The sequence below is a fragment of the Brevibacterium ammoniilyticum genome (genome assembly GCF_038429965.1).
In the GTDB taxonomy this organism is placed as follows: Bacteria; Actinomycetota; Actinomycetes; order Actinomycetales; family Brevibacteriaceae; genus Brevibacterium; species Brevibacterium ammoniilyticum.
Genome location: NZ_BAABNP010000001.1, coordinates 62301 through 74897, shown reverse-complemented (window position 1 = coordinate 74897; position 12597 = coordinate 62301). Strand labels below are relative to the sequence as shown.

The following is a 12597-nucleotide window of genomic DNA, read 5'->3' as shown; positions in this document are numbered from 1 at the left end:
TTACCGTACCTTCCGTATTTGCCGTATCTCTGAAACTGACGAATTCCCTGCCGCAAAAGTATCTTCAGAAGATACAATTGGGGCATGTCCAAGAGTCTGGTTGAGGTTCTGGAGCTTGCATCCGAACAGGAAGGCCTGCTGACGACCCAGCAGGCGCAGCGCCGCGGCATCACCCGCCTGACGCTCAGCCGTCTTGCGAATCAACACGTCATCGAACGCCTGTCGCACGGCGTGTATGCGACAGCCGAAGGAGCAGTCGGGCCTCACGCTGATATCCGGTCCGCATGGCTGTCGCTCGATCCGCACCGCTTCGCCTTCGAACGGCTCGACGCCGATCCGACCGATTTCACCGTCACGCATCGTTCCGCCGCCGAGCTCTGGGGCATCGGCCAGCTCATCCCTGACAAACTCGAATTCGTCTCTACGTCGAGAAAACGAACCCGACGCGAAGACGTCCGCCTCCGGCGACGGTCCCTCACTGCCGCAGACATCACTCTGGTCGCCGGGCTGCCGTGCACAACGATCGAGCGGACCATTGCCGATCTCATCGGAACCAACGAGGATCTCTCGACGGTCTCGGATGCACTCGGAGATGCGGAACTCGACGCGATCGACATCGGTCGACTGCGCACACTGCTCGACCCTCTGGCCCGCAGGAGCGGCCATCGCAGCGGAACCGAGCTTCTCCAAGCTCTCATTGCGGGATCAAGCAGGCTCGAACGCAGCCTCGTCGCTTCCCTCCTGGCAGGGCGGCTCAGCTCACTGATGGATGCGATGCGGCCCGGCCTGGTGGACTTCGCCATGGGAGAGCCGTCTGCAGTAGAAGAGGCGCTTCGACGCGCCGTGCACGACCAGGCAACGCTCACTGACGGTGCTTCCGGACCCCGAAAAGCGGCTTCCGATGGATGACTACCCGAGTCCGAAAGCGGTCCTGAAAGCCATCTCGGATATCGCCAGGCGGAGAGCCAGATCTGACGGAGTCAACGCGAATGCGATCATCCAACTGGAGTACCGAAACAGACTTCTTGCCCGGATCTTCTCACACGAGGAGGCGCCATGGGTTCTCAAAGGCGGGACAAGTACACTCATCAGGCTTCCGGACGCTCGCACGACCAAGGACATCGATCTGCTGCATGAGGGAGGCTCACTCGAATCGGCCGTCGAAGAACTCAGAGATGCCGCTGAACGAGATCTGGGAGACTACTTCCGCTTCACCCTTCGCACCGTAGGTCCGCTCGTCGGAGGAGAGGAACGCAGCTCACCCAACGGGGCTGCCCTCTCGTTCGAAGTGACCTGCGGACCGACGCAGCTCAATCGGATCAGTGTCGATCTCGTGGTGTCTCAGAATCCATTGGTCGGCGACGTCGAAACCAGACTGCCCCCATCAGCGCCACATATGCCGAGGCTCCCCCACAGCCTGTATCGCCTCTACCCGCTTGACGACCATGTTGCCGACAAAGCCTGCGCGATGGTCGAACTCCATGTGGACCAGAGACCGTCCACTCGCTCGAAAGATCTCGTCGACATCGTCACATTCGCCTCGACCCAGTCGTTCCACCAACGCACTCTGCGCCGTGCAATCACCGCCGAAGCGAACTTTCGCGGTCTTTCCGACCGTGGCTTCGCGGAACGAATCCCGGCAGACCAATGGGCCCTGCAGTACGCCACGGCCGCGGCCCGGATCCCCCATTGCCGTAGGCACCCTTCTGTCGACGACGCGGTGAGTCTTGTCCGGTCCTTCATCGACGAAGCGCTCGCTGACGACAGCAAATCGCGGACGTGGAATCCACAGAAGCTGAGTTGGGACTGAATTTTCTCCCGCGATCCTCCGCTCACACCCTCGCCGCCCGAACCACGTAGTGCGAAGCGTCGAGTCCGTCGACGAGGAACGTTGCCGAATATCTGTGGTTCGCCCCTCTCACCAACCAGTTGGGCTTGAGGATTCCTCGCGCTGACTCGGCCTCGCCGAGCCGAACTCGCATGCCCAACTTCACCGTGCGCATCACCTTCGTCCGCACAAGGTCGTGCGCCGCGCCCACGACGTCACCGCTCAAGGTTGTGGGTCCGGTCCACTCAGCCACGTCGATGGCGGCCCCCCGGGGTTCGAAGTCCGCAATGGATGCCTTGCCGGAGACGGCGTCGACGAATACGTTGACGACTGCCGACGGCCTGCGTGTCGCCCGCACTCCGTCGAGGATCCCTGCAACATCCACTCTCAACACCACCCACCAGAACGGATGATGGGTCTTCTCAACCTCAGCGACCGCACCGGGCAGCCTGCGTTCGAACACTTCCGTCGCCTCGGCGGCGCTGATGTGCGAAGCCAGCCGGAGGAACTCGGTGTCGACAGGATGACGTTCCCCACTCGGCTCACGGGCCTCATCTCCAGCAGGAGACACGCGCTCACGCATCCTTCGGGACTTGGGAAGCGAGTGCGTCGTTCTGCCCGGTGAGCATGCGCGCTGGGATCGGACCGATCTTCGCTGTCTCCTCGAGTGCGTCGACGATGTGGGCGGGAACCGGGTGGGACCGCTGTGTCGCCAGGGAGACGATGATGATCCCCAGTGTGGAGGCGACAATGCCGACACCCATCGGGTCCACGGCTGTGACGTCGACGAGTCCGGAGAGCTGCCAGCCGACCGAGGACACCGTACCGAGGACCATCGACGCGATCGCGCCCGGCACGTTCGCCTTCTTCCACCATGCGGCGGCGACATAGACGGGCACGAACGCTGCGCCGAGGACAGTGGTGGAGAAGATGACCACCTCGGCGACGGCGGGTGGATCGTTGACTGCAACGACATAGCCGATGATCGCGAGGATGAGGACGGTGAACCGGGAGACCCAGACGGACTGCCGGTCGGACATGTTCGGCTTGAGGAATCGCTGGAACAGATCCTGGCTGGCGATCGTCCCGGACTGCAGAAGCAAAGCGTCTGCAGTCGACATGATTGCCGCCATGATGCCGGCCATGACGATGCCGACAGCGAAGTTCGGCAGGACAGTGTCGGCGACTTGGAACACGGCGAGTTCCGGATTGTCGAGGTTGGGCAGCAGGATGATTGCCATGATGCCGACAATGTACGGCGCAGGGATGAAGAGCAGGTTGAATCCGGTGGCGTAGAGACTCGCCGTCCGTGCCACCGAGGGCTTCCGCATCGCCATGTGGCTGACGTTGACGTGCGGCCATCCCATGTAACCGATGGAGAAGACGAGGACAGCGCCGATGATGATGCCCCATTGGACGTCGGCGAACCCTCCCGGACCCCACATGGTCAGAAGATTCGGGTTGACCGCTCCGACTGCTTGGTTGCCGGCGGTGAAGCCGCCGACAGCCTGAAGTGTGCCGATGAGGATCCACACCATGCCGATGCACATGATGATCGCTTGGACGAAGTCGGTGTAGGCCACTGCGAGATAACCGCCGAGGAAGGTGTAGAAGACGATGACCCCGACCGCCACGAGCAGTGCCCACGCATAGGGGACGCCGGTGACCATCTCCAGACCGCGGCCTCCGGCAATGAATTGACTCATGACGTAGAAGAAGATGCAGAAGAGTGCGATCGGTGCGGCGATTGCCCGGATCCACTTCGACGGATAGCGCTGCTCGAGATACCCGATCGACGTCAGCGAACCGAGGATCTGCGAGAGCTTGCGCATCCGGCGTCCGAGGATGGAAAGATTGAGGACTCCCCCACCGATGTCGCCCATCGCGTACCACAGCGAGAAGTACCCCTGCGTGTAGCCGAGTGAGCCGGCGCCTAAGAACATGTACCCGGACATCGACGAAGACTGAAGTCGCAGAGCGGTCACCGCGGGGCCAAGGCTGCGGCCCCCAAGCAGGTAGCCTTCCGAGCCTTGCGAGCCGATCTTCATCGTCCACACGCCGATGCCGGCCATAGCGACGAAGTAGATAATGAGGAACCAGGTTTCGATATTCATGCCCGCTCCCCGGCCTCGGCTCCGAAGTCTCCCTCATTCCCGGCGTCGCCGAATCCGCGTTTGCTCGCCGAGGTGGTTCCCGCGTCGTCGATGTCCTCCGCCGACCAGTGTCGCGAGAGGAAGACGAAGACGAAAGTGTAGATCACCCAGATCGTGGGGATGCCGAAGATGACGACGACTGTGGCGGTCGGCAGACCGAACATGATGATCACCTCACTGTGACTGAGTGCGCCGGACCTGATGTCACGTATGGCCCGGTCCGAAGAGCCCGAAAGGGGCTTTCACCACCGAGGATACAGTCGGACACACCGGATCGAGTGCAGGTTGCGCATTGAACTGTGAACGCGACCAGCCGTGACAAGATGGGACCAGCTCGACGCTGCGCACCGATCACCCCATGGACGAAGCGCCTCGGCCGAGCATCTCCGACACCGACAGACGGGAGCGATGCATGGACCGGATCAAGCTCTGGGAGCCCAGCGCCGATCGGATCAACGGATCGCAGATCCGGGCGTATATGTCCTGGCTCGGGGACGCCCACGGCGTCGTAACCGACAGCTTCGACGAACTCCACCGATGGAGTGTGGAGAACATCGACGACTTCTGGGACTCGATCTGGGCCTACTTCGCTGTCATCGGCGACCGCGGCGACGGCCCGGTGCGCGAGGGCACGTCGATCTCGAACACCCGCTGGTTCCCGGGCGCACGACTCAACTATGCGGAGAACCTTCTGCGCCATGCCGATTCGACTCCCGAAGCCGAGGCGGTCGTCGGACTCCATGAGACCGGCGAACGAGAGATCCTGACCTGGTCCGAACTGCGCGCCCAGGTCGCCTCGCTCAGCCGACATCTGCGTGAGATCGGTGTCCGACCCGGTGACACGGTCGCCGCCGTCCTGCCGAGCCTCATCCAGACGCCGGTGGCCATGCTCGCGACCGCCAGCCTCGGCGCGATCTGGTCGGTCGTCAACACCGACTTCGGGGTCGACGGCATCGCCGACCGCTTCGCGCAGATCGAACCGAGCGTCCTGTTCACCGTCGATGCCCACGAGTTCAACGGTGAGCACCGCGACCAGCTGCCGCAGCTGCCTGCCATCCTCGATGCCCTGCCGTCGGTGCGCCGCCACATCCTCATCGACTCCGCCGGAGGCTCCCCCGACACCAGCGAACACGATGACCTTCGCGTCCCAAGCTCGGTCTACAGCGAGATCGTCGCGACACCTGCCGAACCGATCTTCGAGCCCGTCGACTTCTCCCACCCGCTGTGGGTGCTCTACTCCTCCGGCACGACCGGCAAACCGAAGGGCATCGTCCACTCCCACGGCGGCGTCGTCCTCGAATCGCTCAAAGCCAATGCCCTCCACTACGACGTCCGCCCCGGCGACCGAGTGCACTTCGCGGTGTCGACGACGTGGATGGTGTGGAACCTCATGGTCGATGCGATGATGCGCGGGGCGACGATCATCACCTACGACGGTGCTCCGACCTGGCAGCGCCCGGACCGGCACCTCGCGATCTGCAGTGAGGAGCGAGCCACCCTGTTCTGTGCGGGTGCAGCCATCCTCTCCATCGGCGCCCGAGCCGGCACGGTCCCGAAGGACGATCTCGACTTCACGCCGCTGCGCACGATTCTCTCCACCGGTTCTCCCCTGCCGTCGGAGACCTGGAGGTGGGCGTACGAGTCCATCAAGTCCGACATGCTCGTCGGCTCGGACTCCGGGGGCACCGACGTTGCCTCGGGGATCCTCGGGTCGAACCCGTTCGACGCGGTGTGGCTCGGCGAGCTTCAGGCGCCCTACCTCGGCGTCGATGCCCGCACCGTCGACGAGCGCGGGAAGACCGTGATCGGGGAGGTCGGAGAGCTCGTCATCGCCGCCCCCATGCCGTCGATGCCGGTGATGTTCTGGAACGACCCCGACGGCGCGAAGTACCGGGCCGCGTACTTCGACGACTTCGACGGTCTATGGCGACAGGGAGACTGGGCGACGACGATTCCCGGCGGCGGGTACGTCATCCACGGACGCTCGGATGCGACGATCAACCGCAGCGGGATTCGCATGGGATCGGCCGACATCACCGAGGTCGTCGACGCCGTTCCCGGAGTCGCCGAGTCGATGGTCATCGGCGCCGAACTCGACGGCGGCGGGTACCACATGCCGCTGTTCTTCGTGCCCTCCCGTGGTCAGGAGGTCGACGAGGCGCTGAGAACGGCCATCACCGAGGCGATCCGCACCCGGGTGTCCCCGCGCTACGTTCCCGACGCGATCACCCAGGCTCCCGGGATTCCCCGCACCCGCACCGGCAAGATCATGGAGGTCCCGATCAAACGGGTCTTCCAGGGCGGTGACCCGGCAGCGGTCAACCGGACCACGGCGACCGACCCTGCCATCGTCGACTGGTTCGTCGACTACGCCCATGCGTTCGCTCAGGAGCAGCAGGCGCGCTGAGCGCCCACTCGCGGGCCACCGGCACGGTGAACCGACACCAGCACGGTACGTGGACCGTGCTTGTGTCGGTTCACCGTGCTGGTGCTGGCTCATTCGACGGTTAAGTCGCGCGCGTGGAGGCCTGTGGCGCTGCCGGGGATCGCGGGGCGGCGGTCGGAGATCTGGACGTTGCCGTCCTTGTCGATCGCCCGCACGGTCACCGTGTGCGAACCTGAGCTCACCCCAGTGAGGTCGATGCGCCACTGCCGCCACGTGTCGACGTTGAGCTCTTCGCTCAGCTGCGCCGTCTGCCAGTCGCCTTCGTCGAGGCGCACCTGCACCTGCCCGATCCCCGTGTGCTGGGCCCACGCCATGCCCGCGGCGACGACTCTCCCGCCGTCGGCGCGCACCCGCACACCGGAGCGCGGCACATCGACTCGGGAGGCGACGAGCACCGGTCCGTGCGTCGACCACCCCCGCGTCGTCCAGTACGCCTGCTTGTCCGCGAACCGGGTGACCTCGAGGCTCGTCACCCATTTCGTCGCCGAGACGAATCCGTAGAGCCCGGGCACGACGAGACGGGCGGGGAACCCGTGATCCCTCGGCAGCGGCTTCCCATTCATCCCGACCGCGAGGAGGGCGGCGCGGTCATCGGTGAGGACCTCGAGCGGGGTCGAGGCGGTGAAGCCGTCGTCGGAACCCGAGAGCACCATGTCCGCCCCACTTGTCGGACCCGCCCGTGCCAGCAGCTCCCGGATGGGATAGCCCAACCACTTCGCGTTGCCGATGAGGTCACCGCCCACCTCGTTCGACACGCACGTCAGCGTCACATAGTGCTCCTCGAGCGGCAGCGCGAGCAGCTCCTCCATCGTCACCGTCACCTCCCGGTCGACCATCCCGTGGATGCGCAGCGACCACGATCCGGCGTCAACGGCCGGGGGCACGAGGGCGGTGTCGATCCGGTAAAACTCGGAGTTCGGGGTGATGATCGGGGCGAGTGAGTCGATCTCGAGATCCGCGCCGTCCGGGATCGGCGGCGCCGAGGCGGCCGGCCGGGGCAGGACGAACTGTGCGACCGCTCCCGCCGCGTTCCGGGCGAGCACGGCCGCCGACTGGCCGGCAGCGATGGCCGCGACTCCGATCGCCCCGAGTCCGGCGGCGATGCCGAAGAACAGTCGCCGGTCGGGTCCGCGAGGGTCATCGGCCCTGACGTCCGGCGCCTCGGTCGTGCCAACCGGTCCGCCGGTCGTCTCCCCCGTCGTGAGGATCCGCGTCGCCTCAGCACCAGTCGACCGGACCGCCGGGGCGGGTGCTTCGTCCACCTCGGCGAGCGCGGCGGGTGCTTCGTCCACTTCGGCGAGGCGGAGGAGCCCGAGATACGCCGCGCACCCGAGGACGACTCCGACGACGGCAGGAACCATTCCGGTCAGCGATCCCCCGGCGGTGAACTGGAGGATGATCGGCAGGGCTCCGAATCCGGCGAGGAGGACGAGGGAGAGGCTGCGCCGGCGCACGCCGATCCACCCGATGATCCCGCCGATGACCACCCCGACCACGGCGATCGTGATGACGAGGGCGAGTTTGTCGTTCGTGCCGAACACGGCGATCGCCGCTTTGATCAGCGGGGTGGGCACGAGCGGAATGACCGTCTGCCCGAGGATCAGCAGCGGCGCCGAGGTGAGTGCGAGGACACCGGCGAGGAACTCCGATGACCCGAAGTAGACGAGCGCGGCCACCGCACCGGCGGTCGCGGCGAGGAGCGGGCGGCGATCACGCATGAGTCAGGCCAGACTCCGGCGCAGGTCGACGGCTGCTTCGAGCAGTCGGGTGAGGATCCGCTCGCCCTCGGCGGATTCGAGCGCGCGTGCACGCCTCATGCCGGTCTCGATGAGGACGACGACCTGATCGGCCAGGGACTGGTCACCGATGTCGGGAACGGCCCGACCGTCGGAGCCGATCGACGAGAGCTCAGCGAGCGCCTCGGCGATGGCCTGCCTGCGGGGCACCGTCGCCCCTTCCCCTGGCCGGGTGAGCTGGGTGGGGGTGAGTCCGATGATGCGCACACGCAGACGGCGGACCTCGGTCTCGAGGTCCGCCGTCGTGTCGTTCATGGCTCCATCATAGGCGTGGTGCCGCGCCCCAGCCTCAGTTCCTGAAGTAGGAGATGAGGCGCAGGATTTCGAGGTAGAGCCAGACGAGGGTGGTCATGAGCGAGAACGCGCACAGCCACGAGTATTTCTCGGGGATGCGCTGTTTGACGCCCTCTTCGATCATCTGGAAGTCGGCGATGAGGGTCATCGCGGCGAGCACGGTGGCGACGATGCCGATGATCACGCCCAGCGGCATGGTCATGCCGAAGAGGGTGATCTCGACCGAACGCGCACCACCGGTGCCGGTGAACATCGCGAAGCCGAAGTTGATGAGCGAGAAGATCGCGTAGCCGCCGACGGCGATCATCATGAACTTCATCATCTTCGAGCCGTAGCGCACGCCCTTGAACTTGAAGAGGGCGAGCATGACGCCGAAGACGCAGAGGGTCGCGAGCACCGCCTGGAGGACGATTCCGTCCCACCGGGTCTCGAAGATCATCGAGATGCCGCCGAGGAAGACTCCCTGGAAAGCGGCGTAGCCGATGATGAGGCCCTTGTTGGGTTCGCGCTTGAACGCGTTGACGAGGCCGAGGACGAGGCCGATGAGCATCGCCGGGAAGGCGAGCACGGGCACGAACCAGCCGAGGACGGCGCCGGCGAGGAGGATGGCGAAGAGGACGCCCGTCTTCATCATGACGTCGTCGTAGGTCATCACCCGGTCGTCGACGGGGCGGCCGGTGTTGCGGTTCTCCGCTGCCGGCTGGTTGAACAGGTCGTTGAGCTGCTGATCGGACATGACGGGCGCCTGGTTGCGGCCCGCCTGGACACCTTCGCGGATGGTGCGGTCCATCATGGGGTTACTCACGGTCGAGATCCTTTCGATCTGAGTAGAGAGTTCGCGCAGACCATGATCCGCGCGATTCGAACATCACGCACAAGTCTATCCGGATCGCCTGGATGGACACTGAGATCGCCGGTCCTGCGCTGACAGCGTTGCACGATCGTAACGCGGGAGGTTCGCCTGGAATTCCCCGCCGAGGCGGCCGGGCGGTGGCATGTCGAGGTTCGACCACCTCGGCGAGGGATCGGATCCGTGGATCCGCGGACGATCAGTTCATCTGGTAGGTCATGGCGGCACCGGGACCCCACGGGATGCCGGTGAACCACCAGAGGAAGAAGAGCAGGCCCCAGAAGACGAACATCGCGAACGAGAGCGGGATGGTGAAGGAGAGCAGGGTGCCGATGCCGGCGTCCTTCTTGCAGCGCTGGATGAAGCCCAAGACGACGACGAAGTACGGCGACATCGGGGAGATGATGTTCGTCGTCGAATCGCCGATCCGGTAGAGGGCCTGCGTCGTCTCCGGGGAGATCGACAGGAGCATGAACATCGGCACGAGGACCGGGGCCATGAGTGTCCACAGCCCCGAACCCGAGGTGAGGAAGAGCGCCCCGAGGGCCACGAGCAGCCATCCGCCGAGGAGGATGACGAAGGTCGAGGTGTCGAGGTTGCCGAAGAACTCCGCACCTCTGATCGCGAGGATCTCGCCGAGGCTGGACATCTTGAACAGCGCGAGGAACTGGCTGGCGGCGAAGAAGAGGACGATGACGGGGACGAACGGCAGCAGGCCCTTGCCCATCATCTCCGGGATCTCCGTGATCTTCGTGATCGATCCGGTCGCGTAGCCGTAGACGATGCCGACGATGAAGAAGCCGAAGCCGATGATCGCGGCGATCCCGGCCATGAGACCGGACTCGGGTCCGAAGCCGCCTGACTCATCGCGGAGGAACGAATCGGTGGGGAAGGCGAGGGCGAAGAGGATGCCCGCGCACACGACGATGGTGAGCACGGCGAAGAGGACTCCCCGCTTCTCCTTGGCGTCGAGGGCCATCTTCACGTCGAAGGCCTCGGGGTCATCTTCATCGAGGGGGTCGAGGGTCATCTGGTCGGCGCGCTTGGACAGGAGGAGCTCGGTGACCAGGGTGATGGCGCCGGCGACGACGAACATCGAGACGAAGTTGAAGTAGAAGTTCGCGACGGGGCTGACGACGTATTCGGGGTCGATGATCTGCGCCGCCGAGGTGGAGAGGCCGCCGAGCACGGTGTCCATCGCGTTGACCATCGGGGCTGCGGAGTACCCGCCCGAGGTCGCCGCGTAGGCGACGATGCAGCCGAGCATCGGGTTGCGTCCCACGGCGCGGAAGGCGAGTCCGCCGAGGGGGATCATGATCATGTACGAGGCGTCGGAGGCGATCGACGAGGCGGTTCCTGCCAGCGCGACGATGAAGGTGATCCACCTCGGCGAGGCACCGGCGATCGTCCCGCGCAGCATCGCCGGGATGAGTCCCGACTGCTCGGCGACGGCGACGCCGAGGAGGACGATGATGACCAGTCCCAACGGCGGGAAGGTGACGAAGTTCGTCACCGCTCCCCCGACGATCGCCCGCAGCGATTCGGTGGTGAAGAGGTTCGTCACCGTCACCGTCTCCCCCGTGGCGGGGTTGACGGCGTTCAGTCCCGTCGCGGAGAAGATCGCCGAGAGGATCATGACGACGACGGCGAGGGACAGGAAGAGCCAGAACGGGTGGGGCAGCTTGTTGCCGGCCTTCTCGATGACGACGAGGACTCTCATCAGCCAGCTGAGTCGGTCGGGGGAATTCGACGCCTTGTCGGTCTCGGCGGTCGTGGTCGACATGGGTGCTCCTCGGTCGGTGCGGCGGTGCTGAGTGCTGATGCTTCGTGCTCGGCGACCGTGCCCCTGACCTGGCGGGTCATGTGAGCGCAGTCACTGAGAAAGATACCAGCATACTGACAGCCGAAGTTGCGTCGAAGAGATCTCGCATCGTGGTCGGACGCGGTGTCCGGGGACGACGATGCCGGCCACACCCGTGGTGTGGCCGGCATCGTACAGCCGTGCTGATGAGGAGTCGCTGTGCGGCCGCCCTCAGCGTTCGATGTCGCCGCGGATGAACGCTTCGACCGCCTCGTGGGCGGAGTCGTCGCTCTGCTGCTCGGGCGGCGACTTCATGAAGTACGACGAGGCGGAGATGAGCGCACCGCCGATGCCGCGGTCGAGGCCGATCTTCGCGGCGCGCACGGCGTCGATGATGACACCGGCCGAGTTCGGCGAATCCCACACCTCGAGTTTGTACTCGAGGGAGACGGGGGCGTCGCCGAAGTTGCGGCCCTCGAGGCGGACGAAGGCCCACTTGCGGTCGTCGAGCCATTCGACGTAGTCGCTCGGGCCGATGTGGACGTCGCGGGCGGCGAGCTCGGCCTGGGTGTTCGAGGTCACCGCCTGGGTCTTCGAGATCTTCTTCGACTCGAGGCGCTGGCGCTCCAACATGTTCTTGAAGTCCATGTTGCCGCCCACGTTGAGCTGGTACGTGCGGTCGAGGACGACGCCGCGGTCCTCGAAGAGCTTCGCCATCACCCGGTGGGTGATGGTCGCACCGATCTGCGACTTGATGTCGTCGCCGACGATGGGCACACCGGCTGCGCGGAACTTCTCGTCCCATTCCTTCGTCCCGGCGATGAACACGGGCAGGGCGTTGACGAAGGCGACCTGCGCGTCGATCGCGGCCTGCGCGTAGTACTCGGTGGCCTCCTGCGAACCGACGGGCAGGTAGCAGACGAGGACGTCCGCCTCGGCGTCACGCAGTGCCTGGGCGACGTCGACGGGATCGGTGTCGGATTCGACGATCGTGTCGCGGTAGTACTGGCCGAGGCCGTCGAGGGTGGGGCCGCGCTGGACGCTCACACCGGTCGGGGGCACCTCGGCGATGGTGATGGTGTTGTTCTCACTGGCGTTGATCGCCTCGGCGATGTCGGTGCCGACCTTCTTGCCGTCGACGTCGAAGGCGGCGACGAATTCGATATCACCGACGTGATAGTCCCCGAATTCCACGTGCATGAGTCCGGGAACCTTCGTTCCTGAGGCCGCATCCCGGTAGTACTCCACACCCTGGATCAGGGACGACGCGCAGTTGCCGAGGCCGGCAATGGCGACTCGAATCTTCTTCGTTCCCACGAATTCTCCTTCAGTCCTCTCGGGTCTCCCCGGGTGCCGGGTCGCCCCGGCGATGTCCGCGTGCGCGCGGACTCGATTTTCCATCTTAGTGACCTCGTCAAAACCGCGGAAC

Annotated in this window: 11 protein-coding genes; 3 read left to right on the top strand and 8 right to left on the bottom strand. The window is 65.1% G+C overall.

The genetic code is table 11. The annotated features are described in order from the left end of the window. Positions 1 to 84: 84 nt before the first annotated feature. Together AAHA49_RS00355 and AAHA49_RS00350 are read left to right on the top strand one after the other, a co-directional pair. Positions 85 to 909 (top strand): type IV toxin-antitoxin system AbiEi family antitoxin domain-containing protein, encoded by an 825-nt coding sequence (locus AAHA49_RS00355; RefSeq protein ID WP_342036799.1) that lies wholly within the window; start codon positions 85 to 87, stop codon positions 907 to 909. Further along, positions 902 to 1810 (top strand): nucleotidyl transferase AbiEii/AbiGii toxin family protein, encoded by a 909-nt coding sequence (locus tag AAHA49_RS00350; RefSeq protein WP_342036798.1) that lies wholly within the window; start codon positions 902 to 904, stop codon positions 1808 to 1810. Before AAHA49_RS00355 ends, AAHA49_RS00350 begins: the two co-directional genes overlap by 8 nt. 22 nt (positions 1811 to 1832) lie before the next feature. On the opposite strand, the gene AAHA49_RS00345 is transcribed toward AAHA49_RS00350, so the two are convergent. The 3 genes from AAHA49_RS00345 to AAHA49_RS00335 are packed head-to-tail and all read right to left on the bottom strand — an operon-like array spanning position 1833 to position 4145. Next, a complete protein-coding gene (locus tag AAHA49_RS00345) occupies positions 1833 to 2399 on the bottom strand; it encodes a hypothetical protein (protein ID WP_342036797.1) in 567 nt (188 codons plus the stop codon). A 4-nt stretch (positions 2400 to 2403) separates the two neighbouring features. Beyond that, a complete protein-coding gene (locus tag AAHA49_RS00340; RefSeq protein WP_342036796.1) occupies positions 2404 to 3942 on the bottom strand; it encodes a sodium/proline symporter in 1539 nt (512 codons plus the stop codon). Further along, a complete protein-coding gene (locus tag AAHA49_RS00335; protein WP_342036795.1) occupies positions 3939 to 4145 on the bottom strand; it encodes a hypothetical protein in 207 nt (68 codons plus the stop codon). The genes AAHA49_RS00340 and AAHA49_RS00335 overlap by 4 nt, the downstream gene beginning before the upstream one ends. A 248-nt stretch (positions 4146 to 4393) precedes the next feature. On the opposite strand from AAHA49_RS00335, the gene AAHA49_RS00330 reads away from it, so the two are divergent. After that, positions 4394 to 6388 carry an acetoacetate--CoA ligase gene (locus AAHA49_RS00330; protein WP_342036794.1) on the top strand — a complete coding sequence of 665 codons (1995 nt, stop codon included), beginning with the start codon at positions 4394 to 4396 and terminating at the stop codon, positions 6386 to 6388. Between the two features lie 89 nt (positions 6389 to 6477). Here the strand turns inward: AAHA49_RS00330 and AAHA49_RS00325 are convergent, their stop codons facing one another. The 5 genes from AAHA49_RS00325 to AAHA49_RS00305 form a co-directional block, all read right to left on the bottom strand. After that, positions 6478 to 8145: a molybdopterin-dependent oxidoreductase gene (locus AAHA49_RS00325; RefSeq protein WP_342036793.1), complete on the bottom strand. Its 1668-nt coding sequence runs from the start codon at positions 8143 to 8145 to the stop codon at positions 6478 to 6480. A 3-nt stretch (positions 8146 to 8148) separates the two neighbouring features. Then, a complete protein-coding gene (locus tag AAHA49_RS00320) occupies positions 8149 to 8478 on the bottom strand; it encodes a hypothetical protein (protein ID WP_342036792.1) in 330 nt (109 codons plus the stop codon). A 34-nt stretch (positions 8479 to 8512) separates the two neighbouring features. Further along, complete coding sequence (locus AAHA49_RS00315) at positions 8513 to 9310, bottom strand: Bax inhibitor-1/YccA family protein (protein ID WP_425286493.1); 798 nt, start codon at positions 9308 to 9310, stop codon at positions 8513 to 8515. A 256-nt stretch (positions 9311 to 9566) separates the two neighbouring features. Continuing rightward, positions 9567 to 11150, bottom strand: coding sequence for an AbgT family transporter (locus AAHA49_RS00310; protein WP_342036790.1), 1584 nt, complete (start codon positions 11148 to 11150; stop codon positions 9567 to 9569). Between the two features lie 249 nt (positions 11151 to 11399). Next, a complete protein-coding gene (locus AAHA49_RS00305) occupies positions 11400 to 12485 on the bottom strand; it encodes an inositol-3-phosphate synthase (protein ID WP_342036789.1) in 1086 nt (361 codons plus the stop codon). Positions 12486 to 12597: the final 112 nt, after the last annotated feature.